The organism is Methylobacterium sp. Ger2507, from assembly GCF_055231875.1.
In genome coordinates, this window is sequence record NZ_JBUYVC010000001.1 from 2,272,909 (window position 1) to 2,298,434 (window position 25,526).

Annotated in this window: 22 protein-coding genes; 11 read left to right on the forward strand and 11 right to left on the reverse strand. The window is 65.9% G+C overall.

Annotation, left to right across the window (positions count from 1 at the left end; all coding sequences use genetic code 11):
• Positions 1 to 26: 26 nt before the first annotated feature.
• From ACV7NL_RS10555 to ACV7NL_RS10580, 6 genes are all read right to left on the reverse strand, one after another.
• Positions 27 to 626, reverse strand: a complete 600-nt coding sequence (locus tag ACV7NL_RS10555; protein ID WP_463355617.1) for a FliH/SctL family protein — start codon at positions 624 to 626, stop codon at positions 27 to 29.
• Positions 623 to 1,684, reverse strand: coding sequence for a flagellar motor switch protein FliG (fliG, locus tag ACV7NL_RS10560; protein ID WP_463355618.1), 1,062 nt, complete (start codon positions 1,682 to 1,684; stop codon positions 623 to 625). The genes ACV7NL_RS10555 and fliG overlap by 4 nt, the downstream gene beginning before the upstream one ends.
• 54 nt (positions 1,685 to 1,738) lie before the next feature.
• Positions 1,739 to 3,340: a flagellar basal-body MS-ring/collar protein FliF gene (gene fliF, locus ACV7NL_RS10565; protein ID WP_463357101.1), complete on the reverse strand. Its 1,602-nt coding sequence runs from the start codon at positions 3,338 to 3,340 to the stop codon at positions 1,739 to 1,741.
• Between the two features lie 242 nt (positions 3,341 to 3,582).
• Complete coding sequence (sciP, locus tag ACV7NL_RS10570; protein WP_018044452.1) at positions 3,583 to 3,858, reverse strand: CtrA inhibitor SciP; 276 nt, start codon at positions 3,856 to 3,858, stop codon at positions 3,583 to 3,585.
• 101 nt (positions 3,859 to 3,959) lie between these two features.
• Positions 3,960 to 4,634, reverse strand: a complete 675-nt coding sequence (locus ACV7NL_RS10575) for a flagellar hook assembly protein FlgD (protein ID WP_463355619.1) — start codon at positions 4,632 to 4,634, stop codon at positions 3,960 to 3,962.
• Positions 4,635 to 4,645: 11 nt separating this feature from the next.
• Positions 4,646 to 5,335 (reverse strand): flagellar hook-length control protein FliK, encoded by a 690-nt coding sequence (locus tag ACV7NL_RS10580; protein WP_463355620.1) that lies wholly within the window; start codon positions 5,333 to 5,335, stop codon positions 4,646 to 4,648.
• 970 nt (positions 5,336 to 6,305) lie between these two features.
• On the opposite strand from ACV7NL_RS10580, the gene mnmA reads away from it, so the two are divergent.
• From mnmA to ACV7NL_RS10600, 4 genes are all read left to right on the forward strand, one after another.
• Positions 6,306 to 7,457 carry a tRNA 2-thiouridine(34) synthase MnmA gene (mnmA, locus tag ACV7NL_RS10585; RefSeq protein WP_463355621.1) on the forward strand — a complete coding sequence of 384 codons (1,152 nt, stop codon included), beginning with the start codon at positions 6,306 to 6,308 and terminating at the stop codon, positions 7,455 to 7,457.
• 76 nt (positions 7,458 to 7,533) lie between these two features.
• Entirely contained in the window at positions 7,534 to 8,187 is a 654-nt protein-coding gene (locus tag ACV7NL_RS10590) for a class I SAM-dependent methyltransferase (RefSeq protein WP_056479184.1), read from the forward strand.
• The gene (locus ACV7NL_RS10595) at positions 8,184 to 8,972 is read left to right on the forward strand and encodes a TVP38/TMEM64 family protein (RefSeq protein WP_056189281.1); all 789 of its coding nucleotides are present in this window, start codon (positions 8,184 to 8,186) and stop codon (positions 8,970 to 8,972) included. Before ACV7NL_RS10590 ends, ACV7NL_RS10595 begins: the two co-directional genes overlap by 4 nt.
• Before the next feature lie 193 nt (positions 8,973 to 9,165).
• The gene (locus tag ACV7NL_RS10600) at positions 9,166 to 10,656 is read left to right on the forward strand and encodes an ATP-binding protein (protein WP_463355622.1); all 1,491 of its coding nucleotides are present in this window, start codon (positions 9,166 to 9,168) and stop codon (positions 10,654 to 10,656) included.
• Between the two features lie 27 nt (positions 10,657 to 10,683).
• On the opposite strand, the gene bioB is transcribed toward ACV7NL_RS10600, so the two are convergent.
• Positions 10,684 to 11,703 carry a biotin synthase BioB gene (bioB, locus tag ACV7NL_RS10605; protein ID WP_463355623.1) on the reverse strand — a complete coding sequence of 340 codons (1,020 nt, stop codon included), beginning with the start codon at positions 11,701 to 11,703 and terminating at the stop codon, positions 10,684 to 10,686.
• A 47-nt stretch (positions 11,704 to 11,750) separates the two neighbouring features.
• A complete protein-coding gene (locus tag ACV7NL_RS10610; RefSeq protein WP_463355624.1) occupies positions 11,751 to 12,635 on the reverse strand; it encodes a fumarylacetoacetate hydrolase family protein in 885 nt (294 codons plus the stop codon).
• Between the two features lie 435 nt (positions 12,636 to 13,070).
• On the opposite strand from ACV7NL_RS10610, the gene ACV7NL_RS10615 reads away from it, so the two are divergent.
• Together ACV7NL_RS10615 and ACV7NL_RS10620 are read left to right on the forward strand one after the other, a co-directional pair.
• Positions 13,071 to 14,393: an OmpP1/FadL family transporter gene (locus ACV7NL_RS10615; protein ID WP_463355625.1), complete on the forward strand. Its 1,323-nt coding sequence runs from the start codon at positions 13,071 to 13,073 to the stop codon at positions 14,391 to 14,393.
• A gap of 417 nt (positions 14,394 to 14,810) precedes the next feature.
• Positions 14,811 to 17,246 (forward strand): PQQ-dependent sugar dehydrogenase, encoded by a 2,436-nt coding sequence (locus tag ACV7NL_RS10620; protein WP_463355626.1) that lies wholly within the window; start codon positions 14,811 to 14,813, stop codon positions 17,244 to 17,246.
• Between the two features lie 155 nt (positions 17,247 to 17,401).
• On the opposite strand, the gene ACV7NL_RS10625 is transcribed toward ACV7NL_RS10620, so the two are convergent.
• Complete coding sequence (locus ACV7NL_RS10625) at positions 17,402 to 19,210, reverse strand: PHA/PHB synthase family protein (protein WP_463355627.1); 1,809 nt, start codon at positions 19,208 to 19,210, stop codon at positions 17,402 to 17,404.
• A 144-nt stretch (positions 19,211 to 19,354) separates the two neighbouring features.
• Between ACV7NL_RS10625 and ACV7NL_RS10630 the strand changes: the two genes are divergently transcribed.
• From ACV7NL_RS10630 to prfB, 5 genes are all read left to right on the forward strand, one after another.
• A complete protein-coding gene (locus tag ACV7NL_RS10630) occupies positions 19,355 to 19,684 on the forward strand; it encodes a hypothetical protein (protein ID WP_463355628.1) in 330 nt (109 codons plus the stop codon).
• A gap of 230 nt (positions 19,685 to 19,914) precedes the next feature.
• Positions 19,915 to 21,147 (forward strand): LL-diaminopimelate aminotransferase, encoded by a 1,233-nt coding sequence (locus ACV7NL_RS10635; protein ID WP_056480130.1) that lies wholly within the window; start codon positions 19,915 to 19,917, stop codon positions 21,145 to 21,147.
• 177 nt (positions 21,148 to 21,324) lie between these two features.
• Entirely contained in the window at positions 21,325 to 21,537 is a 213-nt protein-coding gene (locus ACV7NL_RS10640; RefSeq protein WP_056189261.1) for a hypothetical protein, read from the forward strand.
• A 208-nt stretch (positions 21,538 to 21,745) separates the two neighbouring features.
• Entirely contained in the window at positions 21,746 to 22,063 is a 318-nt protein-coding gene (locus ACV7NL_RS10645) for a hypothetical protein (RefSeq protein WP_463357102.1), read from the forward strand.
• Positions 22,064 to 22,458: 395 nt separating this feature from the next.
• Positions 22,459 to 23,587, forward strand: a protein-coding gene (gene prfB / locus ACV7NL_RS10650) for a peptide chain release factor 2 (RefSeq protein ID WP_156375915.1) whose coding sequence is annotated in 2 segments (ribosomal slippage) — positions 22,459 to 22,527 and positions 22,529 to 23,587 — 1,128 coding nt in all. Because the reading frame shifts where the segments join, the coding sequence is not laid out codon by codon here.
• 33 nt (positions 23,588 to 23,620) lie between these two features.
• Here the strand turns inward: prfB and ACV7NL_RS10655 are convergent.
• Together ACV7NL_RS10655 and ACV7NL_RS10660 are read right to left on the reverse strand one after the other, a co-directional pair.
• Positions 23,621 to 24,823, reverse strand: a complete 1,203-nt coding sequence (locus ACV7NL_RS10655; RefSeq protein WP_463355629.1) for a M23 family metallopeptidase — start codon at positions 24,821 to 24,823, stop codon at positions 23,621 to 23,623.
• A 94-nt stretch (positions 24,824 to 24,917) separates the two neighbouring features.
• Positions 24,918 to 25,385: a peroxiredoxin gene (locus tag ACV7NL_RS10660; protein WP_463357103.1), complete on the reverse strand. Its 468-nt coding sequence runs from the start codon at positions 25,383 to 25,385 to the stop codon at positions 24,918 to 24,920.
• Positions 25,386 to 25,526: the final 141 nt, after the last annotated feature.

A 25,526-nucleotide genomic window follows, 5' to 3' on the forward strand; every position in this document is an offset into this window, starting at 1 on the left:
CGGGCTCTTCCTGATCCGGTGTCGGGTTAGGCGGGGATGCCAATGGCGGAGAGCACGGCGGCCTCAATGCGGGCGCGGTCTCTCACCACACCACCATCGGCCCATTCCATGCGCGCGTCGCCCGGTGCGAGATCGGGCTCGCCGAGCACGACGAGACGGCCCTCGAAGCCCCGCTCGCGCGCCAGTCTCTTCACAAGAGCCTCAGAGTCATCGACGAGACTCTCGTGAACCCGGACCACTAGGTGAGGCACGCCGCGCAGGTGCTGGAGCGCGGCGCGGGCGGCGTCGCCGATTGCCGCCAGGGGCTGAGCATCAAGGGCCTCGCCGGCGATCTTGCGGGCAAGGGCGACCGCGAAGTCCATCGCTTCGTCCTCGCGCGACTGGTCACGTGCATCCGATTGCCCGATCAGGCCGGCGGCTGCGAGCCCCAGTCGGGTGATCGCGTCCGACAGGCGCGCCTGGATCTGCTGTTCGGCCATGGCCTGCCCTTCGCGAAGTCCGCGCGCATAGCCCTCGGCCTCGGCGCGCGCGACGGTCTCCGCCAGAGCGGCCGCTTCCTTGACGGTGGCGGGGTTGTCCGGGCGGGGACGGAAGTCGGTGTCGAAGAGGAAGCGACGCGCGTTCAATAGACCAGTTCCTCCTCACCGCTCGACTTGGCGATCATGATCTCGCCCTTCTCCGCCAAGTCCTTGGCGAGTTCGGTCATCTTGGCCTGCGCCTCATCCACGTCCTTGAGCCGGATCGGGCCGAGCGAACCCATCTCGTCGGTGATGTTCTTCGCCGCACGGGTGGACATGTTTTTGAGGAAGAAGGTGCGCACCCGCTCGTCGGCCCCCTTGAGGGCCCGGCACAGCGTCTCGTTATCGACCTTGCGCAGGAGGGTCTGAACGCTGCCGGCATCGAGCTTGAGCAGATCCTCGAAGGTGAACATGAGCTGGCGAATCTTCTTGGCCGACCCGCGATTGGCCTGGTCGAGGGCCGTCAGGAAGCGACCTTCGGTCTGGCGGTCGAACGCATTGAACACGTCGGCCATCAGCTCGTGCGCGTCGCGACGCGTGGTCTGCGCGATGGTCGAGACGAATTCGACGCGAAGGGTTTCCTCGATGTGCCGCAGCGCCTCCTTCTGCACCGTTTCCATGCGGAGCATCCGATTGAGGACGTCGATGGCGAATTCCTCGGGCAGAATGGTCAGAACCTTGGCGGCGTAGTCGGAGCGCACCTTCGAAAGGACGACAGCGACGGTCTGCGGGTACTCGTTCCGTAGGAAAGAGGCGAGGATCTCGGGGTCGATCTGCGTGAGGCTTGCCCACACCCGCTTCCCCGAGGCGCCCTTGATCTCTGCCATGATCGCCGAGACCTGCTCGGTCGGAAAAATCTTCAGAAGCAGCGATTCGGTGCGCTCGAAATTCGACGTGATTCCGCCGCCGGAGGACAGACGCGAGACGAAGTCGACGATGAGCTTCTCGACGGTCTCGGCCTCCAGCGAGCCGAGCTGCACCATGGCGTGCGAGACGAGCTTGACCTCGTCCTCGTCGAGCATCTGCCAGATCGGTGCGCCTTCGCTTTCCCCCAGCAAAAGCAGAAGAGCAGCGGCGCGCTGAGCCCCGGTCATACCCGGGAAGCCGCCGCCGTTACCGCTGCCGAGCTTGGCGAGTTCCGCCTGAAGGTTCAGTCCCGAGGCCATGGCCTCACCTCCTCACCGGGTGATGCAGGGAATGGTTTCCAGCCGCAATCGACATCAGGTCTCGTGGATCCAGTTGCGGAGCACTTCCACGGTCTCGCTCGGGCTGGCGCGAACCATGTCGACGACACGCTGGACCGTCTCAGCCTGTACCTTGCCGTTCAACTGCGCAAAATCGACGAGCCGCGCAGTGTTATTCTCGGGCGGCACCATCAGAGCTTCGGCGACCGCGGCTCCGGCGCCCGACGCGATCGCGATCTGGATCGGCTCCGAGGCCAGGACCTTCTTCAGCAGGGGGCGCACGACCGCCATCAGGACGATCAGCGTCAGCATGCTGAGAACAGCCAGCTCGACGATCCGCATGATCTCCTCTTTGGACGGGGATAGCAGCGACTGAACCAAGCTTGGCTCGGCGAACTCAACCTGTGTCGGGGTCTCCGCAAACCGAAGGTTCATCACCTCCACCTGATCGCCGCGGGCTTTGTCGTAGCCGATGGCCGACCGGACCAGGGCAGCGATGCGATCGACCTCATCAGCCGGGCGCGGCTGATAGACCGGCTTGCCATCCGGTCCAGGGACGTAGGCTCCGTCGACCACCACCGCAACCGAGAGCCGCTTGACCCTTCCGCCCTCGGCAATCTCGGTTTTGGTGACGCGGGAGATCTCGTAGTTCGTGGTCTCCTCATTCTTGTTCGTGGAATCTTTTGGGGTCGGAGCCGGCCCCGGCTGATTGGCACCGGGAAGCTCGTTGCCCACCGTGACCGCGCCTTCGGAGCCACTCGTGATCGAAATCTCGCTGCGTGTCTGGGTAGAGCGCATCACGCGGCTCTCGGGATCGAAGCTTTCCGAACGACTTTCGATCCGGTTGAGGTCGAGTTCGGCGCTGACCTGGATGCGAGCGCGGCCGGCCCCGACGATTCCGGCGACGATCTCCTCAATCTGCGAGCGCAGGCGGCGCTCGATGCCGACCTGCTTCTCCTCCATGCCGGCACCGGCATCGGCCTCGGTGCCGCGTGCACCGTCGGCCAGAAGACGCCCGCGCTCGTCGACGATGGACACGCGTTCCGGCTTCAGGCCCTCCACCGCAGAGGCCACAAGGTGGCGGATAGCCCGGACTTGGGAGGGGTCGAGATCTCCCATCAGCTTGAGGACGATGGCGGCGCTCGGTGTTTCACGATCGCGCTCGAACAGGCGGCGCTCCGGGATCACGAGGTGAACACGGGCGGCCTGGACCCGAGCGATGGCCCGAATGGAGCGGGACAGCTCGCCTTCCAGGGCCCGAAGGTGGTTCACGTTCTGAACGAAGTTGGTGGACGAGAAGGCGTCGCCCTTGTCGAAGATCTCGTACCCGACGCCGGCGGCGCCCGGAAGGCCCTTACCGGCGAGGTCCATGCGCAGGCGGGGAAGGTCGGCGCGGGGCGCCAGGATGGTCTGACCGGCGTCGCCGCGGGTTTCGTATTTGATGCCGCGTGCGTCGAGGTCACGGATCACGGCCGAAGAATCGGACATCGACAGGTCGGCGAAGAGCACGCCCATGTCGGGCTTGGAGACGCGCAGGATCACGAAGGCGAAGAAACCGATCAGCGTCATCGTGACGGCGGCCATGGCGGCGAGACGCGCCGGGCCTAACTTGGTCACGAGGTCGAGGACCGGTTTCACGAAGCGACGTACCCACACGAGACGCGGCACCGGACTCCCGGCACCTACTAGGCAAAATTTGCCTGGGTCGTGGTTACCGCGAAGTTAACGTTCCGTGAGGAAGGACGGGTGGTCCTATGATGGAGGACAGGTAGTCCTATAGAGGTCCCCGGAGACGCGAAAGCCGCGCCCGGATGAGGAGACGCGGCTTCCGGGTTCGGATAAGACAGACGGGATTGACGGAAATCCCGGCGGTCGGCGACTCAGTGACGGTAGTGCTGGATGCGCGTCGTGCGCAGGCCGGCCAAACCGTGTTGATCGATAGAGAATTGCCAGCTCAGGAACTCCTCAGTGGTGAGGGTGTAGCGCTGGCAGGCCTCCTCAAGGCTGAGCAATCCGCCTCTCACAGCGGCGACCACTTCGGCCTTGCGACGGATGACCCATCGCCGCGTGGTGGTCGGCGGAAGGTCCGCAATGGTTAACGGACTTCCATCAGGCCCGATCACGTACTTCACTCTCGGGCGGCTTGGTTCGGTCATGATACGCTCTACAACTCGACTGACCTGTCGAGATTGGAAGCTACTTGTGGCCGCTTAAGATATCTTGAAGCGGATCGCTCGCATTGGATTCGCCTGGTTCGTCATGTGGACAACTTCGCGCCGATGTCCTGAACCGCCGACACCGGGACCTTCGATTTGCCGACGAGAAGCACCGGTTCGGACCCGCTGAGATCGATGCTCGACACCGTTCCCTTGACCTTGGTGTCGACCACGATCTTGGTGCCGGTGACGTCGACCGCATCCACTTTGATCGAGTAGGTTCCGTTCGCCGAGGTGAACCCGCTCGACGAGCGCCCATCCCAGGTGAAGGACTGGGCGCCCTCCGCGAGGGCCTTGGTCTGAGTCGCCACCACGTTGCCTTTGGCGTCGCTGATCGTCATCGTGGCCTGCTTGGCGGCCCGTTGGGGCGTCAGCGTCCATTGGGCAGCACCGTCCTTGAGCGTGGTGGTCTTACCGTCCGCCGTGATCGTCTGGCCGATGAGGCCGGTCGCCGACGCCGCGCTCGACGACTTGGCGTTGGTGAGGATCGCGTCGAGCCGGTCGTTCGACTTCAGCTGCTGCTCGACGCCGGCATATTGCACCAACTGTTGGGTGAACTGGTTGGTGTCCATCGGGTCGAGGGGGTTCTGGTTCTTGAGCTGCGTCGTCAGCAGCGTCAGGAACTGGGTGAAATTGCCCGCCAGTTCCTGCTGGGAGGTCTTGGTGGTGCCTTTCGCGTTCGCCGCGCTGGCGGCGCCTGTGATGCCTGAAGCCATGGGTCGGTTCCTCAGATACGGATGTCGATGCCGAGGAGGGCGCCGTAGCGGCGCATCGGAACGGCGGTGAGGGATGGGATGACGTCGGAGGCGTGGGAGCCGGCGCGCGCAGCGCCGTGCCGGTCCGAGGCGCCCCCGTCGGCGCCGGAGCCGTTCGACTGTCCGCTGGCGGCTCCATCGCCCCTCAGGGACAGGTTGATGCTTCCGTCGCCCGCGCTGAGACCGGCCTGGGCCAGCGCCTGCTGGAGATTGGCGGCATCGCGCTGGAGCAGCGCCAGGGTTTCCGGCCGATCGACGACAAGGTGGGCCTGAACCGCCCCGGTCGCCTTGTCGATGTCGAGGTTCACGTCGATGCGGCCGAGATCCTTCGGGTCGAGGCGGATTTCGAATTGATTGCTGCCGGCCAGGGATCGCAGGCCGATTGTCATCGGGACTGCGCCGAGAGGCACCGGTGCCGAGGCCTGGGCACTCGCCGGATTCTGGGCCGTCGGCTCCGCGCCTCTGGCACCGGCGGGAGCGGGGTTCGCCACGGAAGAGGGCGCCAAGTCGGTCCGTGCCGTCGCATCGGGAGCGGGGCCCAGAGCCTCGGCAAAGGCGCCCTCGGCCTTGGCGAAAGGCTGGTCGCCAGCCTCCGAGCCGTCATTTCCCGCGGCTACCTTTAGAGCCGGCAATCCGGTGGGGGCCGACGCGTCCGGATTCACCACAGGCGTCGTGTGGGCCTCCACCGAACCGGCAATATCGTCACCGGCCTTCGAAAGATCACCCGGCTTCCCAGACCCGCTCTGGGCTGCACCTGCGCCCAGGGCTGCAGCCACCTGCGTTGCAGGCGGAGGGGTAACGGCCGGCGCAAGGACCATCTGCGCCGCGCCCAGCGCCGCTTCCTTCGTCTCGTCTTTGGAGGCCCTACCATCCTCGGGGATCGCCTTGCCGTCGTCAGAGGCCGCATCCGCATTGGATGTTTCGTCCGATGATCCGGCTGCCCCTGGGGGGGGCGTACCGACCGTTTCGGCAGTTTCCTGGCGGTCAGCGGTGGACACCCGGTCCCGAACCTGCGGGGCAGCGGCCCGCTGGCGCGCCTCCGGGGTCGACCGAGCGCTCTTCGCCCTTTCAGCCCTCTCGGCCTTTGCCGCGTCGTCCTGCCTTGCATCATGCCGGTCCTGCGCCGCTCGACGTGCGGCATCGGCGCGGTCCGACGCCACTCGGTCATTCCGAGTCGCCGCCGCCGCGTAGTCGCCCCGGGGTCGCAGTGCCGCCGAACGCAGGTTGGACGAAGCGTCGCGGGACGCCGCGTCCGATGCCTCGATGCGGAAGCTGGCAAGGTTTGCCCCCGGCGACGGAACCGTTCCGGTCGGGGCTGGCCGCCGCGCCAGGGAACTCCGGTCGATTGGCGAGACAGGCATGGGTCGCTTACTCCTCGGCTCCGACAGAGCAAGGCGCAGGCCAGGAAATTTTTGATCTAAGAGACTGTGATTGATTAGGAATTTTGGTCGACTGTCGAGCTGATGAAAACGCGGGTCGGCAATTTCTGCCTGAGGGCCGGCAGCTTTCACCCGTCTGAGGGCCTACACTTGCCTTGTCCCGCTTGACCTATCTCCCTGGAACTCCCGGGCGAGGATCGCTATAGACTCACGCGCGGGACCGGACCGGTCCTCACCGGCAAACCCTGGCGCGATGAATTCCCTCGATCTTCCCAAGGCTCCGCACGAGACGCGCGTCGTCGTCGCCATGTCCGGCGGCGTCGATTCCTCCGTCGTGGCCGGTCTCCTGAAGCGGCAGGGCTACGACGTCGTCGGCATCACGCTTCAGCTCTACGATCATGGCGCCGCCACCCATCGGAAAGGCGCCTGCTGCGCCGGCCAGGACATCCATGATGCCCGCCGCGTGGCAGAGGCTCTTGAGATCCCGCATTATGTTCTCGACTACGAGGACCGTTTCCGCGAATCCGTGATCGATCGCTTTGCCGAAAGCTACCTCGCCGGGGAGACGCCGATCCCCTGCGTCGAGTGCAATCGCTCGATCAAGTTCCGCGATTTGTTACGCACTGCCCGCGACCTGGAAGCCGATTGCCTCGCGACCGGGCATTACGTGGCGAGCCGCCCGGAGGCTTCCGGTGGCCGCGGCCTCTACCGCGCCCTCGATCCGGCGCGGGACCAGAGCTACTTCCTCTACGCCACCACGGCGGAGCAACTCGACTTCCTCCGTTTCCCCCTGGGGGAACTGCCGAAGGACGAGACCCGGCGCCTCGCCCGTGACCTTGGCCTTGCGGTCGCCGAAAAAGCTGACAGTCAGGACATCTGCTTCGTTCCGCAGGGACGCTACGCCGATGTGATCGCCCGGCTGCGGCCGGACGCGGCCCGCGCCGGCGAGATCGTCGATCTCGGAGGGCAGGTGCTCGGCCGGCACGAGGGCATCATCCACTACACCGTCGGCCAGCGACGGGGCCTGCGCCTCGCGGTCGGCGAACCGCTCTACGTCATCCGCCTTGAGCCCGACAGCGCCCGTGTTGTGGTCGGTCCACGCTCGGCCCTGGCCACCAGCCGAATTCGGATCACCGACCTGAACTGGCTCGGGGGCGACGAAGCTTTCGAGGGCCTGCCCGTGGCGGTGCGGGTGCGCTCCACCCGCGAGCCCCGCCCGGCGCTTCTCACCCGAGATTCCAGGGACCATTCGGCCGAGATCGTCCTGGCGACGCCCGAGGACGGCGTCTCGCCCGGACAGGCCTGCGTGATCTACGCCGACGACGGCCCACGCGCCCGCGTCCTCGGCGGTGGCACCATTCGGCGTATCGACGCGTTGGCGACCGGCACGGCCCAAGCCGCCTGAGCGAGAGCCGCGTCATCATAAGCCCCGCCATCGGCGCGGGCGAACCCCGATCCCTTCACAGGACGACGAGACTGACATGCTGAGCGAGCCGCGGGAGGCTGGTCCGAGCACCGCCCTGATGCGCAAGGCCTATGCCCGCTGGGCACCGGTCTACGATGTCATCTACGACAAGCTGACGGAGCCGGCGGCGCGCGACGCGGTGAACGCGGCGGTGGCTTGCGGTCCACGCATCCTGGAGGCGGGCGTCGGTACCGGCCTGTCGCTCGGCTATTACCCGCCCACCAGCTTCGTCTGCGGCGTCGACCTGTCCGAGGACATGCTGAAGCGGGCGCGCGCCAAGGTGCTTCGTCGCGGCCTGCGCCACGTGCACGGGCTCCAGGTGATGGATGTGTGCCGCCTCGGTTACGCCGACAAATCCTTCGACGCGGTGGTGGCGCAATTCCTCATCACCCTCGTGCCGGACCCCGAGGCGGCGCTTTCCGAGTTTCTGCGCGTGGTCCGGCCCGGTGGCGAGATCGTGCTGGCCAACCATTTCGGCCAGACCGCCGGTCCGGTGGCGAAGGTCGAGGAGATCGTGGCCCCGCTCTGCACCAAGATCGGCTGGTCCTCGGCGTTCAAATCGACGCGGATCGAAGCCTGGGCTCGAGCCAATGGCGTCGAATTCATCGGTGTCTCGCCGACCTTCCCCGGCGGATTCTTCAAGATCCTCCGGATGCGCAAGCCCGGGTGAGCGAGCCGCTCGCCCGCCCACCGGCATCGACGCGGACGAAACGTCTCTTCCGCTGGATACCGTTGCTGCTCCTCGTCGGTGCCTCTCTCGCCGTTCTTGTCTCGGGTGCTTCGCATCTCCTCAGCCTCGATCGGCTGCTCGCCTCGCGCGCCTGGCTCAACGCGTGGGTGGCGGAAGATCCATTCCGCGCGATGGTGGCGGCCTACTGCGTCTATGTCGGCGCGGTCGTGGTCTCCGTGCCCGCCTCGCTGTTCCTGACGATGCTGTGCGGATTTCTCTTCGGCATCGTGCCGGGCGCGCTCATCGCCCTGGCCGCCGCCACCACCGGGGCCGCCATCGTCTTTACCATCGGGCGCGGACCCGCTTCCGATCTGCTACTACGGCGGGCCGGCCCACGTCTCGCCAGCTTGGCGGCGGGATTTCGCGAGGACGCTTTCGGCTACATCGCCTTCTTGCGGCTGCTGCCGATCTTTCCGTTCTGGATGACCAATCTGGCACCGGCCGCCTTCGGCGTGAAGCGCAGCACCTTCGTGCTGGCGACCCTTGTGGGCCTGCTGCCCGGCGCCTTCATCTATGCCTCGACCGGAGCGGCCATCGAGGATGTCGTCGCCGTCCATGAGACGGCGAAGACCGCCTGCCTCGCGGCGCAGGGGCTTGATTGCGACAATGCCCTCACGCTGCGAGCCCTTGTCACTCCCAAGATGGTCGCCGGTCTGGCCGCCTTGGCCGCCTTCGCCCTCGTCTCGGTAGTCCTACGACGCCGACTGACCCGTCGTCAGCCTTAATTTCTGATCGAATTTAGCCATGTACCTGATCTAAAGAGTTCGGGAGCTGGACGCAGCCTTCGACGATTCGGAGCGTTGGCACGGCAATCACGCGCCGAGCCTTCGCCCTGAAAACGCCGCTGGATGGTCCTCCAGATCGAATTCACGCCGTTGCACGTCGCGCCACAGGACACCGGAAACGCAAAGTGCCGAGATGGGTGTGACGTCGCGCGTCGAATTCCAGCAGCAGGTCACATCCGTCGAGCCGACGTCGTCGCGCGGGCTCGGGCGTCACCTTGGGCTATCCGGGCGGCTGTTCCTGCTCACTGTGGCCTTCGTGGCCCTGATCGAAGTGCTGATCTACGTCCCGACGGTGTCGAACTACCGCCGGATGTGGCTCTCTGACCGGATCGCCGCGGCCCAGGTCGCGGCCCTGGTGCTGGACGCCGCCCCGGACCAGCAGGTCTCCGAGGGCCTGTCCCAGCGCCTCCTGGCCGGAGCGGGTGCTCGTGCCATCGCGGTTCGGGGCAATGGCGCCCGACGTCTGCTGTCGATCGAGATGGTGCCGGACACCGTGTCGGAAATCATCGATCTGCGTGAGGATCATTGGATTGCGTCGATCCGCGGCATCGCCCGGACCCTTCTGGCCGAAACACCACACCCGATTCGAGTCATCGGACATGGACGGGACGGCTTCGATCTCGTCGAGATCCTGATGGATCCGGGTCCATTCCGTGAGGCGGTGGCAGACTTCGCCATTCGCCTCGCCCTGTCATCCCTGGCCATCGCGGCGGCCGTGGCGGGGCTGATCTTCCTCGTGCTCCAGCGCGCGATCGTTCGGCCGGTCGGCCGCCTCGTGCGCAACATCACCGACTTCGCCGAGAACCCCGAGGCGATCGATGGCGTCATCGTGCCCTCTCGCCGGACGGATGAGATTGGACAGGCGGAAATCGCCCTGGCCCGGATGGAAACCGCGCTCGCGGGCGAGCTCCGTGAGAAGCGGCGCTTGGCCGGGCTCGGTCTCTCGGTGAGCAAGATCAACCACGAACTGCGCAATCTGCTGACCACCGCGCAGTTGCTCAGCGACCGACTGGATGGCGTCACCGATCCGGTCGTTCAGCGCGTGGCCCCGCGCCTCGTGGCGACCTTGGATCGCGCGATCCGCTTCTGCGAGGAAACCCTGGCGTATGGCCGGACCTCGGAGCGCAAGCCGAACCGGCGCACGATTCCGCTGGCTGCGCTGTTCTCGGAACAGGCCGACCTCGCCGGACGCGGCCGTGATTCGAAGATCGCCATTCACGAGATCTGCCCGGGCGATCTCAAGATTTTCGTCGACCCGGATCAGTTCTCACGAGCGCTCGCCAACATCGTGCGGAACGCGGTGCAGGCGCTCAGCCCTTCGGCCAATGGGGCGGAGGCTTCGGTTCGCGACAATCCTGCGATCACCATCGAGGCCAAGCGTGTCGGCGCGGCGGGATCTGGGGAGACCACGATCCTCGTGGCCGATAACGGCCCTGGTCTTCCGGCGCGTGCTCGCGAACACCTGTTCAGCCCGTTCAAGGGTTCGTCACGCTCAGGTGGAACCGGTCTCGGTCTCGCCATCGCGTTCGAGCTGGTCGAGCTGAACGGGGGACGCCTGACCCTCGACGAGACCGCTTGTGGAACCTGCTTCCGCATCACCATCCCGGACGCCGCCGGCGGATGAGCCGGGGCGGGTTCCGGGGGAGGGAGGTTACTCGGCCGCCGCGAGCGTCAGGCCCGGAACGGTGATGCCGATGTCGCGCAGCAGCTCGGCATCGGAATCGGTCTCGTTGTTGGCCGTGGTCAACAGGCGCTCGCCGTAGAAGATCGAGTTGGCGCCGGCGAGGAAGCACAGGATCTGCGCCTCGCGGGTCAGGCCCTTGCGCCCGGCGCTCAGCCGAACGCGGGCGCGCGGCATCACGATGCGGGCGGTGGCGCACATCCGAACGAGATCGAGGGGATCGACGGCCGGACGATCTTCCAAAGGCGTACCCTCCACCGCCACCAGGGCATTGATCGGAACGCTTTCCGGATGCGGCGCGTGGTTCGCCAGCACGTGAAGCATGCTTGCACGGTCCTTGACGCCCTCGCCCATGCCGACGATGCCGCCGCAGCAGACGCCAATACCGGCGTCGCGCACGTTCTGCAGGGTGGTCAGGCGGTCTTCGTAGGTGCGGGTCGAGATGATGTCGCCGTAGAATTCGGGCCCGGTGTCGAGGTTGTGATTGTAGGAGGTGAGCCCTGCCTCCGCGAGGCGCTCGGCCTGCGTCGGCGAGAGCATACCCAGCGTCACGCAGGCTTCCATGCCGAGGCCACGCACGCCGCGCACCATCGCCAGCACGGCATCGAATTCCGGGCCGTCCTTGGGCTGGCGCCAAGCCGCGCCCATGCAGAAGCGGTGAGCGCCGGCGGCCTTCGCCTCCGCCGCTTCGCGCAGCACCGCATCCACCGGCATCAGGCGCTCGCGGGCCATCCCGGTGCCCTTGTGGTGGGCCGATTGCGGGCAGTAGGCGCAATCCTCGGGGCAGCCGCCGGTCTTGATCGACAGGAGGCTGGCGCGCTGGATGTCGGCGGGATCGTTGTGGGCGCGGTGAACCTGCGCCGCCCGGAACACGAGATCGAGGAGCGGCAGATCGTGGATCGCCTGGATCTCGGCCACCGTCCAGTCGTGACGGATGGCCGAGGTTTCGGCGGCCGGGAAGGGGGCGAGGGGGGCCAGAGTGTCGGTCATGTGCCCAGAAGGCGAATCCTGGCCGGAAAATCAAGCCGGCCGCGCATTCAGTGGGTAGGCTCGCCGGCCGCCACCTTGGCGGTCCAGTCGTCGAAGGCGATGATCTCCTGTCGCTGCTCGCCGAGACCGTCGATGCCGAGGGTCACCACGTCGCCGTTGCGCAGGAAGCGGGGTGGCTTGCGCGCCATGCCGACACCGGGCGGCGTGCCCGTGGTGATGATGTCACCGGGCTCCAGCATCATGAAGTGCGAGACGTAAGCGACGAGCTGGGCAGGATCCAAGATCATCGTGGCGGTCGAGCCCGTCTGCATCCGGGTGCCGTTGAGGTCGAGCCACAGACCGAGCCGCTTGAGGTCGGGGATCTCGTCCAGCGTGACGAGCCAGGGGCCGAGGGGACCGAAGGTCGGGCAACCCTTGCCCTTCGTCCAGGTCCCGCCGCGCTCCATCTGGTATTCGCGCTCCGACACGTCGTTGCAGATGCAGGCGCCGGCCACGTAGGACAGGGCCTCGTTGGCGTGGACGTAGGAGGCGCGGGCGCCGATCACCAGCGCCAGTTCCACCTCCCAATCGGTCTTGGCCGAGCCCTTGGGCAGGATCACCCGGTCGTTGGCCCCTGCCAGGCACGACGGAGCCTTGTTGAAGAGGATCGGCTCGGGCGGGATGTCGGCGCCGATCTCGGCGGCATGGTCTGTGTAGTTCAGCCCGATGGCGATGACATTTCGCGTCGCGCCGACGCAGGGGCCGAGGCGTGTCCCGGCGGGCAGGGCCGGAAGGCTGGCCGGATCGATCCGGCGCAGGCGCTCCAGAGTTTCGCGCGACAGGGCGGGGCCGGCGATGTCCTTCACGTGCGCCGACAGATCGCGCAGGACGCCCTGCGCGTCGACGAGACCCGGCTTCTCATCCCCGTTCGCACCGTACCGAACCAGTTTCATGGCTGATGCCTCTCTCTACTTCCCGAAGCAACAGATCGATCCCCGGACAACAGGCGGCAAGAGGCGACACGCGACAGATGCCGCGGAATCTGTTCGCTTCAGAAACGTCGGAGGTGCCCGACGACGGCGCTTTTGTCGCCTAAAGGCCACACCGATGCCCGGAGATGCGTCTGCGCCGATTTTCCCGGAACGGCGCTTACTCACAAATGAGAGAGTTTAGATATGAACCATTCTGCGACCCATCTCATACAGGGGATTACGAGGATGAAATATTACGCACATCAAAGTATAAACGTGAATATTAACGCGATATTTACTTAAGTTTAGCAGGATTGCGAAGTCGACCTGACCACGTCATTGTCTCACTCAAGGTGCGGGGCCGCCCCGTTCGGGACGGGACAAGCGAGCATCAGCAACAGGGGTGGGTCTTACATCATGATGGGCACGTTTCGGGGCCGTTCCATCCGCAGCTTCGCGCGGTCGGGCGTTTCGGCAGCCTTCATCTGCGCGAGCGTGACCGCTGCCTCGGCCGGTGCCTTCGGCATCCGAGAGCAGAGCACGCAGGCCCAGGGCCTTTCCTTCGCGGGTGCCGCCTCCGGCTCCGGCGGCGTGTCCTCGATGTTCTGGAACCCTGCCACCGTGACCATGCGGCCAGGCTGGGTGACCGAGCAGAACCTCTCCTTCATCAACCTGTCCGGGCGGATCACTCCCGAGGCCGGCACCAACCCGGCGTTTGCCCGCCTCGGTGGCAGCGGCGATATCGGCCAGGGCGCCGTAGTGCCTGCGGGCGCCACCTCCTACCAGCTCAACGAACGTCTCTGGATCGGCATCACGACCGGCGCGCCCTTCGGCCTCGTGACCAAGCCGCGCAACACCTGGGCCGGCGAGATCTACGGACGCTCCAGCCGGATCTTTTCTCTCGCCTTCAATCCGGTCATCGGCTTCAAGGTCAACGAATGGCTGTCGGTCGCCGCCGGTCCGAACATCGAATATTTCAAGCTGACCCTGCGTCAGGGGTTTCTCTCGCCGATCAATATCGATCCCGCGAACCTGCCGAGTTCCGGCATCAAGGCGGATTCCTGGGGCGTCGGATTCACCGCCGGTGTTCTGATCACGCCGCTGGAAGGTACCGCAATCGGCGTCGGCTTCCGCTCGTCGGTGCATCACGACATCGGTGGTCAACTCATCCTTCCGGGCCCGTTCGCCGCTTTGGGCGGTGACGTGAAGGCGAAGCTCAACACGCCCGAGAAGCTGAGCGTCGGCCTCACGCAGGCGATCAGCCCGGTGGCCCGCATCAATTTCGGCTTCGAGTGGGACAACTGGAGCCGTCTCGGGGAGGTCAATGTCCTCTCCAATCGGACCGGTGGCGTCGCGACCGTCCTACACCTGAACTACAAGGACGGTTATACCTATTCCATTGGTGGCGAATACGATTGGTCTCCGGCGCTGACGGTCCGCGCCGGTGTCGCCTACGAGCAGTCGCCCATCAACGACGCGAACCGCACCGTCCGCCTCCCGGACGGCGACCGGGTCAACCTCTCCTTCGGCGGAAGCTACCGCTGGAGCGAGAAGCTGACGCTCAATCTCGCCTATTCCCACCTGTTCGTGGACAAGAACAGCATCGTGACGCGCGACAACCCGCTGGTGCCCTTCGTCGGGACGGCGAACGGCAGCGCCGACATCGTGTCGGTCGGCTTCCGCTACGTCTTCGGCGAGCCGGCCGTGGTCGCACCTGCGCCTCTGGTGCGTAAATTCTGAAGCTGGTGCCGGCGGCGGTGCAGACGCGATCTTCAACGCCGCCGAGACGCCCCGGGACCGGCCGCTCATCGCTGAGAGCCGACAGACCCGGGCCGCAGGCAAGGCCGTTCCAGAACGCAACCAAAAGAACGATTGACGCCGCATCGAGATCTTCCAGCCTGCGATATATCCTACGAGATCACGGGCCGCCCCCATCAAGCAGATGATTTTTGTGCGCCGGCAGTGAGCGACCAAGGCCTGTAATGGCCATTACTTGAAAGATTTTCTGACAACCGGTCCGGATCGCAAAAAAGCTGGACAACCCGACCCAGGGTCGAATGCTCATTTATCAAGAGCTTTCAGAAAAGCGCATTGATACCTTGATGGATGCGATGTCTCGCGTCACCATGGCCGATCTCGGCACATGGAGTGGCAGGAATGATCACGAATCTTGGTCCAGATGACGATCGGGTCGTTGGTTCGTCTGGCGCGGACACCCTGTCGGGAGGCATGGGCTCGGATACCCTGACGGGCAGCGGCGGAGACGATATCCTGTACGGGTTCGGGTCCGCCGATCGCGCCCTCGATTCAGGCGCCATCGACGTCCACCGCCTACCGGTCGGCTTCGCCAGTCCCGTCTATGCCGCATCGCCGCCCGGGCAGCCGGGCCTTCTCTACGTGGTCGAGCAGCATAGCGGTCGGATCGTCATCCTCGATACGGCCAGCGAGACCAAGTTGGCGATTCCGTTCCTCGATCTTCCCGACACCAGCCTCGCGCCCGGTGGAGAGCAGGGCCTTCTCGGCCTGGCGTTCGATCCCGGCTACGCCGCCAACGGCAAGTTCTACATCTATCTGACCAACCCGACCGGAGCCGTCGAGATTCGCGAGTACACGCGATCCGCGACCCAACCGAACCAGGCCGATCCGGCCTCCGCCAAGGTCATCCTCGCCTTCGACCATCCGGGAGACCAGCATTACGGCGGCTGGATGGACTTCGGTCCGGACGGCTTCCTCTACATCGCCACCGGCGATGGCGGGTTCCCGGGACGCGTAGAGGACACGGCGCAGGACCCGAACTCACTCCTCGGCAAAATGCTGCGGATCGACGTCCGTGCCGATGGCTTTCCGAACGACTCGACCCGGAACTACGTCATCCCGGATGGGAATGCGTTCGCGCCGGGCGAGGGTGCACCCGAGGTTTGGGCGCTCGGCCTGCGCAATCCCTGGCGGAACAGCTTCGATTCCAAGACAGGCGATCTCTACATCGGCGATGTGGGCGAGGACCGAACCGAGGAGATCAACGTCGTCCAAGCCGGCATCGGTGGCGGTTTGAATTTCGGCTGGCGCGTGAAGGAAGGATCGATCGGCCCGGACGATCCGGCCTATACCGATCCGACCTTGGAGTACCAGCATGGCAGCGGCCCACTGAACGGGTCCTCAGTCACCGGTGGCTACGTCTACCACGGCTCCGGTGGTGCGCAGGATCTCTACCTCTTCACCGATTTCTCGGCCAATCATCTCTGGGCTACCCGCATCGTCAACGGCGAACCCCAGTTCTTCCGGAATCTGGATCAGGATTTGCGCATCGATAATGGCCGCTTCAGCGCCATCGTGTCTTTCGCCCAGAGCGGCGACGGCAGCCTCTACGCGATGGGCGTCGACGGGAAATTCCTCCGCCTGAGTTTCTCGGAAGGTGCCGGCGACGGGAACGACACGCTCGACGGCGGCGTGGGGAACGATATGCTCTTCGGCGGGAGCGGCGACGATCGGCTTTTCGGCGGCGCCGATGTCGATCAACTCGTCGGCGGGCTCGGCAATGACGTTCTCGATGGCGGCACCGGCGACGACATCGCCCGCTTCTCCGGAACGTTGGCGCAGCATGCCATCCGGTACGACGCCCCCACCGGACGCTTCACTATCAGCGACACGCGCCCTGGTCTCAATGACGGGACCGATATCCTGAGCGGCATCGAACGTTTCCAGTTTGACGATCAGGTGGTCAACGCGTCGAGCTACCAGCCGACGGTCTTCTCGCTCGCCGCCCTCTCGGCTGCTGCGCTGGAGGGGAACGGCGGTTCGACCCCTTTCCAATTCGACATCACCCGTGACGGGTCCGTCGATGCCGCCGCGACCATCCGCTTCTCGGTCACCAGCGACACGGCGGACGGCGCCGATTTCTCCGGTGGTGTTCTCCCGTCCGGTACCGTGACGTTCGCTGCCGGGCAGAGCACGGCGCGCGTCACGATCGCGGTTGCGGGCGATGCGCTGGTCGAGCGCGACGAGGCCTTCACGGTCACCCTCGCATCCCCCAGTACCGGCAGCATCGACCCGCTTCATGCAACCGCATCGGCGACGATCCGCAACGACGACATTGCGTCAGGGAGCTACGTCCGCGGCACGGCATCGGCCGACGTCCTCGATTTCTCGACCTCGACCACGCGCGTTCAGATCGCCGGCCTCGACGGCGACGACACGCTTCGCGGCGGCCGCGGAGATGACTCCCTGAATGGGGGCGCCGGCAACGACGTACTGTCCGGGGGCAACGGCAATGACGTGCTCACCGGGGGCCTCGGAGCGGATCGCATGGCCGGTGGTGCCGGAAACGACACCTTCCTGATCGCCCGCGGAGACTTGGCTTTGAAGGGGGCCACGGACCTGATCGTCGATTTCCAGGGTGCGGGCGCCATCGGCGGCGATCTGATCAAGCTCACCGGTTTCACGGCCGGCTCGACCCTGGCTATGGTGGGGACATCGGGGAACGCGATGGTCTACGAGATCCACGATACCGCTGGCCTGTCCGAAGGACAGTTGCTGATCAGCACCGGCGGCACACCGGGCACCCTTCTGATCCCGAGCGACTACGCCTTCGCCTGATCGGCAGACGCGACGAAGCATCTCTTCTCTGAGGGCGGCCATGGATGCCCTCGGGGGACGGCGATGAATGCCCTCAGGGCCGATCCTTCAGGATTGGCCCGTCGTCAAAGATGATTGGAACGGCACGTCGTCGATGTACCGCGAGGGCGCAGCCCTTATGCTTTCATCCGCACGTAGGTGCCGGGTGCCGGGCCAAGAGAGGCAAGGCCGGCTTCGCCGGGAATCCGGGCCGGGACGCGGGCCGGGGCCTGATGCTCCAGCCACTGGAACCAGTAGGGCCACCACGATCCCTTGGTTTCGGTCGCCGCCGCCAGCCAGTCCTCGAATTTTCCCTTGGCCGGGCCGCCGGTCCAGAACCCGTATTTCGGCTTCAAGGGTGGGTTCACCACTCCGGCAATGTGACCCGATCCCGCCAGCACATAGTCGACCGGACCGCCGAACTTCGAGGAACCCTCGAACACCGACAGGGCAGGAGCGATGTGATCCTCCTTGGTGGCGAGATTGAAGATCGGAATTTTCACCTTCTTCAGATCGAGCCGCACGTTGCCGAGGATCATCTTGCCCTGCGCCAATGTGTTGTTGAGGTAGCAGTTGCGCAGGTAGAACGAGTGGTTGGCCGCCGGCATCCGGGTCGAATCGGCGTTCCAGTACAGAAGGTCGAAGGGCATCGGCGACTGGCCCTTGACGTAGTTGTTGACCACGTACGACCAGATCAGATCGTTCGGCCGCAGCATGTTGAAGGCTGTGGCCATGCCGGTGCCCTCGAGGTAGCCGCGCTTCTCCATCCGCGACTCGATCAGGCGGATCTGGTCCTCATCGGCGAACACCTTCAGGTCGCCCGCATGGGTGAAGTCCACCTGCGTGGTCAGGAAGGTCGCGCTCTTGATGCGCTTGTTGCCGGTTGCGGCCTGCATCGCCAGGGTGACGGCGAGCAGCGTGCCGCCGACGCAGTAGCCCGCCGCCGCGACCTCGCTCTCGCCGGTGGCCACCCCGATCGCGTCGATCGCGCTCTCGATCCCCTCCCGCATGTAGCTTTCGAAGTCCTTGTCGGAGTGCCGCGCATCCGGGTTGACCCAGGAGATGCAGAACACCGTCAGGCCCTGGCTCACCATCCAGGCGATCAGGCTCTTCGAGGGGTTGAGATCGAGGATGTAGAACTTGTTGATCCAGGGCGGCACGATGAGGAACGGGCGCTTGAGCACCGTGTCGGTGGTGGGCGCGTACTGGATCAGCTCCATCAGATCGTTGCGGAACACCACTTCGCCCGGCGTCACCGCTACGTTGACGCCGACCTCGAAGCCGGCGGAGGGGTCGGTCTGGCGCACGCGAAGCTGGCCCTTGCCGGCCTCGATGTCCTCGGCCAGCATCTTCATGCCGCGCACCAGGTTGGCGCCGTTCTCCTTCAGGGTGTGCCGGATCAACTCCGGATTGGTCATCACGAAGTTCGAGGGCGAAAGCGCGCCGGTGATCTGGCGCAGGTAGAACTGCGCCTTGTGCCGGGTGTGTTCATCGATGCCCTCGGCGTCCTCGACCAGCCCTTCGGCCCAGCGGGACGTGATGAGATAGCTCTGCTTGATGAAGTCGAAGATCGGGTTGGTCGACCATTCCGCGTGGGCGAAGCGGTTGTCCTTCGGCTCGGGCTGCGTCACGGGTGCGGCCGTTTCGCCCTGAAGCCTCAGCCAGGTCGAACCCCACAGGGTGATGAAGGCCTCGCTGAGCTTGGTCTGGGCCTCGACCGTCCGCTTCGGATCGGACAGCCAGGTCTCGGCCACGGTGCCGAGGGTGCGGACCACGTCCTTGACCTCCTCGGGCGGCTCGACCGCCTCGACCGGGAGGGCATCCGGCGTTCCGACCGGTTTCATGTAGCGAGAGGCAGCACGCCCGAATTCCTCGACCAGAAGGCTGGCGTTGCGGGACAGAGCTTCGATGTCGGGCAGCGGCGGCGTCGTCCGTTCGGTCGTCACGCGTGCGTTTCTCCCCGAGTTCGGCCCGACCCTTGTACGTGCGACGCCTGTCGCGCGATCGTGGGAGGCCTCGTTTCCGACAAATTAACGCGCCATCGCGCAGTTCCGCCAGAGCGCCCGCTTCCGAAACGGCCGAGTACCCCCATGTCCCGGCGTCACAACCGTCAGTTTGTCGCCCTTGCGGTCACCGCCGCGCTGCTCGGCGGCTGTTCCAGCGATCTCAATCCGATGCGGGCCGCCTATGGCACGGGCGAGGCGGGTCCTCAGGCCAAGGCGCCGGAATTCGTCGCCGATTCGCGGCGCAAGGATGATGGTTTCATGCCCGTCGGCGTCTCCGCCCCGGCCCGACCCACCCGCGCCAAGACAGCCGAGGGCACCAAGGCGCTGGAGGAGGAGCTGGTGGCCGCCCGCGGCCGCAACGAGGCGCGCGGCCGCTCGGCGGAGAGTGCCGCGCAGGCCGGCAAGGCGCAGTAGCCGGATTGCGCGCCCGCTGATTTCGTTCGGCGTCGTGGCACAAAACTGCTAGACCCTTGCGAAGCGTGCGATATCTGCGATGGCCCTGTGCCCGGCAAGGTCGCCATGAGACGTCCGGATTTCCGCCCGAGGGACCTCCGGACGAAACCACGATTCCGCTCGGGTTGATGACAGATTCGCGCGTCGGGAGAATCCCGCGCCCACCTTTGCTCCTGGACACCGTGAAGGCCATGACCGACTTCCACCGCATCAAGCGCCTGCCGCCCTACGTGTTCGAGCAGGTGAACCGGATCAAGGCCCAGGCCCGCGCCAACGGCGCCGACATCATCGACCTCGGCATGGGCAACCCGGATCTCGACGCCCCGAAGCACGTCATCGCCAAGCTGGTGGAGACCGCCGGCCGCCCGCGCACAGATCGCTACTCGTCGTCGAAGGGCATTGCCGGTCTGCGCCGGGCCCAGGCGAACTACTATAAGCGCCGCTTCGGCGTGAGCCTGAATCCCGACACCCAGGTGGTGGCGACTCTGGGCTCGAAGGAAGGCTTCGCCAACATGGCCCAGGCCATCACCGCGCCGGGCGACGTGGTGCTGGTGCCGAACCCGAGCTATCCGATCCACGCCTTCGGCTTCCTCATGGCCGGCGGCGTGATCCGCTCCGTGCCGGCCGAGCCGACCCCGGCCTTCTTCCCCGCGGTCGAGAAGGCGATGCAGCACTCGATCCCGAAGCCGGTGGCGATCGTGGTGTGCTACCCCTCGAACCCGACCGCCTACGTGGCGAGCCTCGATTTCTATCGGGACCTCGTTGCCTTCGCCAAGCGCCACGAGATCATCATCCTGTCGGATCTGGCCTATGCCGAGGTCTATTTTGACGGTGATCCGCCGCCCTCCGTTCTGGAAGTGCCGGGCGCCATTGACTGCACCGTCGAGTTCTCCTCCCTGTCGAAGACCTTCTCCATGGCCGGCTGGCGCATGGGCTTCGCGGTCGGCAACGAGCGCCTGCTCGCGGCGCTGACGCGGGTGAAGTCGTACCTCGATTACGGCGCCTTCACGCCGATCCAGGTGGCGGCCACTGCCGCCCTCAACGGGCCGGAGGACTGCATCGTCGAAATGCGGTCGATCTATAAGAAGCGCCGTGACGCGCTGATCGAGTCCTTCGGCAAGACCGGCTGGAAGATCCCGACGCCCTCCGCCTCGATGTTCGCCTGGGTGCCGATCCCGGAAAAGTACCAGGCATTGGGCAGCCTCGAGTTCTCGAAGCTGCTGCTGGAGAAGTCCGACGTGGCGGTGGCCCCCGGTATCGGCTTCGGCGAGCACGGCGACAACTATGTCCGCATCGCCCTGGTTGAGAACGAGCAGCGCATCCGGCAGGCGGCGCGCAATGTCCGGCGCTTCTTCGAGACCTCCGACAAGACCCTGCACAACGTGGTGCCGCTGTCCGATGCGCCCCTGTCGAAGGCGGGCTGACCGCGCGCCGGATGCTTCCGCCGCAGCCTGTTGCGGTCGGGAGACAGGCGGCCGCAAAGCGGTCCGGCGATCATCGGCGTGCTTGTCACGACGGGGCCGGGTCAGCAGGGTCTTGCGTGGCCGCGTCCGGGTTTCCCCCCGTATCGCGCGGCCGGTTCGCCGAGGCCCGAGGAACGTATGCGTCGCCTGACCCTTGCCGTCGCCCTGGTGCTCAGCGCCTCCGCAGGAGCCTGCGCTCCGAAGCCGATCGTGGCCCGCGATCCGGTGCCGGCGCCAGAGCCGACCCTCGGCTACGAGTGCACGTCGCGCTCGACCGTGCTGAACGCCTATCACACCAATTGCGAGCCGATCCTGCAGGAGCGCTCGGTGGTGGTTCGCGCCAAGGGCTGACCCTGGCCCGGTGGATCGCGTTTGCGACTCGCCGGTCCAACCCCGCGCCGCCCTCGGATTTCTCCGCCTTACCCACAGGGTACCGTGCGAATCCTGCCGCAGCGCGTCCGATCGGACACGGACAGCACCATCGGGTTGAGGCATAAGGGGATCGGGCGCGTTTCTCCCTGAGTCGTCTGTCTGCCCACCGGAGTTCTTCGTGCTGACCATGCGAACCGTCCTCGCCGCCGGCCTGATCGCGCTCGGGCTCCCGGGTGCCGCCTCGGCACAGATGCGTTATCTCGGGGCCGATGGTCCGATCGTTCTACCGACGAGCCCGAGCAGTGGTCGTCCGGTTCCGGACGTACCGAACGCCATTCCGGTGCCGCAGGTGATGAACGGCGGCGGCTTCGGCCTGACCGGAACCGATTATTTCAGTGATGGGCTCAGCGAAGGTCCGCTGAACAGGAAGCACCGGCCGTGCGAATTCGTCCTCGCACCGGCCCGGATCGGACCGACGGACTACGTCCGCCCCGCTCTGCGTTAGCGCCGGTCGCGCAGCCGCCCTTCCGCTCCAGCGACGGGTCCGCGCCGGACGAGGTGCTTGCCGTACCGTTTGCGCCGCCGAGATGAACACCGGCGCGGATTCGATTCGATGCGACGTGACCATCGAGGGCGGGGACCATCGCGCGCCCGGGCGACTGATCTGCCTCACGTGTCAATTCTTGAGGTCGGCCCGGCGCGTAGGCGTCGAGGACGGGATCGGCGATGATCGGCGAGCGCGTTACTCGCAAGCGAGGTACGCCGAAACCCGTTCGATTCCGGTGATGCCGTTCGCCCAGGAGACGCCAGACCCAAGGTTTCGGCACGCGCCGTTTACACCATCCGGTCCGCCCGGTATCACCCGATCCCACATCCCCAAATACGAGCCCGAAACACCAGATGCGCGCCGAGATCGAACAACTCTCGGATGCCGCCAAGCAGTCGATCGGACTGCTGAGGAGGCATCTTTGACTGGGATACCGTCGAAAAACGTCTCGCGGAGCTGAACGCAGCTTCCGAGAACCCCGAACTCTGGAACGACGCCGAGGCGGCCCAGAAGGTGATGCGCGAGCGCACCCAGCTCGATGATGCGGTCAACGCGATCAAGAAGCTGTCCCAAGACCTCGAGGACGCCCATACGCTGATCGAACTCGGCGAGATGGAGGGAGACGAAGCCACCATTCAGGAAGGTGAGGCCGGCGTGCGCGCCGTCGAGAAGGAGGCCGCGCGCCGCCAGATCGAGACTCTGCTCTCCGGCGAAGCCGACGGCTTCGACACCTACCTCGAAGTGCATTCGGGCGCCGGCGGCACCGAGAGCCAGGACTGGGCCAACATGCTCCAGCGCATGTATGGACGCTGGGCCGAACGCCGGAAGTACAAGGTCGAGATCGTCGAGTGGTCGGATGGCGACGAGGCCGGGATCAAGGGTGCGACGCTCCTGATCAAGGGCCACAATGCCTATGGCTGGCTCAAGACCGAGTCGGGCGTCCATCGGCTGGTGCGGATCTCACCCTACGATTCGAGCGCAAGGCGGCACACCAGCTTTGCCAGCGTCTGGGTCTATCCGGTCATCGACGACCGGATTGAGATCGAGATCAAGGAATCCGACTGCCGCATCGATACCTACCGGTCGTCCGGTGCCGGTGGCCAGCACGTCAACACCACCGATTCGGCAGTGCGCATCACGCACATTCCGACGGGTATCGTGGTGGCGTGCCAGCAGGAGCGCTCGCAGCACAAGAACCGGGCGACCGCCTGGAACATGCTGCGCGCCCGCATGTACGAGGCCGAGTTGAAGAAGCGGGAGGAGAAGGCCAGCGCCGAGGCCGCCGCCAAGACCGACATTGGCTGGGGTCACCAGATCCGAAGCTACGTGCTGCAACCGTACCAACTGGTAAAGGACCTGCGGACCGGCACGCAATCGACCGATCCCGACGCGGTGCTGGATGGCTCCCTCGATCCATTCATGGAAGCCTCCCTGGCCCAACGCGTCTATGGCGGCGCCGACGTGGTCGAGGACATCGAGTAGGGCAGGGGCGCTCTCGGAGCGCCGCGGCGACTCTCAAAGCGCCTCGGCGACCCTCAGGAAGCGGATCGGATCGACGGGCTCACCGTCGATCCGGGTCTCGTAATGCAGGTGACTGCCGGTCGAGCGCCCGGTCGATCCGACGCGTCCGACGATCGCTCCGGGTTCGACCCACTGCCCCGGCACCACGTTGAAGGCCGAGAGGTGGGCGTAACGGGTGATTAGGCCATGGCCGTGATCGACCTCCACCATGTTGCCGTAACCGCCGTTGTAATCCGCCAGCGTGACGCGTCCGGCCGCGGTGGCACGGGCCGGCTCGCCGGTCTCCGCCCGCAGGTCCATGCCGGTGTGCATGGCGTAGCTGCGGGTGAACGGATCGAGCCGCCCTCCGAAATTGCTCGACAGGCTGATCTCCCCCGACAGGGGACGGCGCACCGGCAGCGTGGCCGCGATGCGACGGAGGCGCGCCTCGTCGGCCAGCGAGCGCTGGGCTTGAGCCAAGGAAAGGCCAAACGCGTCGGGATTGAGCGGAACTAGGGGGCCGCCGATGCCGCCGGTGGACTCGCGTTCGAAGCGCGCAGGGTCCAGCCCGAGCCGGACGACGAGACCGCGAAGGCGCTGGGCGCCCTGGCCGGCCCGCAGGCCGATGCGGTTGAGCACGCGGGATTGCGCTTCGGCGAGTCCGTCGAGGCGCTGCTCCAGCGAGGCGAGCCGTCCCTCCACGGCCCCGGCGGACTGGCGCCCGGGTGCGAGGTCGTCCTGGGTACGAAGTTGCAGCGTGTCGGGAGTGGGATAGGGCTTCGATCCGTTGGCCGGCTTCGATGATGTCTCGGCAGCCCGCTCCTCGACCGGAGCTGCGCCGGGCTGGGACGGGCTAGGTTCCCCTGCCAGAGTGGCGATAGCGGCCTGACGGGCTTCCATCGCGGCCTGACGGCGGACGAGTTCGGCCAGGCGCTGGGTGATACCGTCCCGCGCGGCGGCCTGCTCCATCGTCACCCGGTCGAGTTGTAGGCGCAGGGCGCCGATGCGCTCCTCGTATCCATACTGGATTGCGCTCTGTTGGGAGACGAAGCGCGCCAGAACCTCGTCGTGAAAGACAAGGTAGTATGTCGCCCCGCCGGCCCAGGCCACGGCCAGGGCCAGCGCTCCCGCGAGGAGGCGTGTCCGAAGCACGGAACCGGGGACGACGGGGGTCGCCTTCCGAGATGGTTTTCGAGAGAACGATGGCGACAGTGACATGGGACGCGTGACCTGATCCACGACGTCACCCTGCCGAATCAGGGTTAACGAACCGCCAAGGCGTCCTGGCGCGAACGAGTTGCGAGATTTCGCTTCAGGCGAGGTCGCGCGCTGCCGCCAGCACCTCTTCAGCATGTCCCGGCACCTTCACCTTGGGCCAGAGCCGCGCGACGCGGCCATCGCGGTCGATGAGCAGCGTGGTGCGCTCGACGCCCATATATTGGCGGCCGTACATGCTCTTCTCGACCCAGACCCCATAGGCTTCCAGCATCGCCTTGCTCTCGTCCGAGGCGAGGGGGAAGGTCAGGCCGTACTTGGCGCGGAACTTGTCGTGGCTTTTCACCGAATCCGGTGAAATCCCGATCACGATGGTGTCAGCGGCGGCGAAGTCGCCCTCGAGAGCATTGAAGCCCTGAGCCTCCAGGGTACACCCGCTCGTGTCGTCCTTGGGATAGAAGTACAGGATCGCCTTGCGGCCCCTCAGGGCGCTGAGACTGATCGTTTCGTCACCGGCGCCCGCAAGGGTGAAGTCGGGCGCCTGATCTCCAATCGCGAGGGGCATCATGCCTTCCTTTCGGCTGATTGATAGTGTGCGTCTGCGGTTGCATCCCGACGGAGCCCGATGCTCCGGAAACGCGTCGCCGCGGACCTGATAAGCCCCGCGAAAGCCGAAACCCGTAGGACAGCCGCTCGATAGCCCGGG

Bases quoted from the DNA above. Each gene is read 5' to 3' on its own strand.
- fliG (WP_463355618.1), bottom strand. From the start codon at position 1,684: ATGGCCTCGGGACTGAACCTTCAGGCGGAACTCGCCAAGCTCGGCAGC.
- sciP (WP_018044452.1), bottom strand. From the start codon at position 3,858: ATGACCGAACCAAGCCGCCCGAGAGTGAAGTACGTGATCGGGCCTGAT.
- ACV7NL_RS10575 (WP_463355619.1), bottom strand. From the start codon at position 4,634: ATGGCTTCAGGCATCACAGGCGCCGCCAGCGCGGCGAACGCGAAAGGC.
- mnmA (WP_463355621.1), top strand. From the start codon at position 6,306: ATGAATTCCCTCGATCTTCCCAAGGCTCCGCACGAGACGCGCGTCGTC.
- ACV7NL_RS10590 (WP_056479184.1), top strand. From the start codon at position 7,534: ATGCTGAGCGAGCCGCGGGAGGCTGGTCCGAGCACCGCCCTGATGCGC.
- ACV7NL_RS10600 (WP_463355622.1), top strand. From the start codon at position 9,166: ATGGGTGTGACGTCGCGCGTCGAATTCCAGCAGCAGGTCACATCCGTC.
- bioB (WP_463355623.1), bottom strand. From the start codon at position 11,703: ATGACCGACACTCTGGCCCCCCTCGCCCCCTTCCCGGCCGCCGAAACC.
- ACV7NL_RS10610 (WP_463355624.1), bottom strand. From the start codon at position 12,635: ATGAAACTGGTTCGGTACGGTGCGAACGGGGATGAGAAGCCGGGTCTC.
- ACV7NL_RS10615 (WP_463355625.1), top strand. From the start codon at position 13,071: ATGATGGGCACGTTTCGGGGCCGTTCCATCCGCAGCTTCGCGCGGTCG.
- ACV7NL_RS10620 (WP_463355626.1), top strand. From the start codon at position 14,811: ATGATCACGAATCTTGGTCCAGATGACGATCGGGTCGTTGGTTCGTCT.
- ACV7NL_RS10630 (WP_463355628.1), top strand. From the start codon at position 19,355: ATGTCCCGGCGTCACAACCGTCAGTTTGTCGCCCTTGCGGTCACCGCC.
- ACV7NL_RS10635 (WP_056480130.1), top strand. From the start codon at position 19,915: ATGACCGACTTCCACCGCATCAAGCGCCTGCCGCCCTACGTGTTCGAG.
- ACV7NL_RS10640 (WP_056189261.1), top strand. From the start codon at position 21,325: ATGCGTCGCCTGACCCTTGCCGTCGCCCTGGTGCTCAGCGCCTCCGCA.
- ACV7NL_RS10645 (WP_463357102.1), top strand. From the start codon at position 21,746: ATGCGAACCGTCCTCGCCGCCGGCCTGATCGCGCTCGGGCTCCCGGGT.
- ACV7NL_RS10655 (WP_463355629.1), bottom strand. From the start codon at position 24,823: ATGTCACTGTCGCCATCGTTCTCTCGAAAACCATCTCGGAAGGCGACC.
- ACV7NL_RS10660 (WP_463357103.1), bottom strand. From the start codon at position 25,385: ATGCCCCTCGCGATTGGAGATCAGGCGCCCGACTTCACCCTTGCGGGC.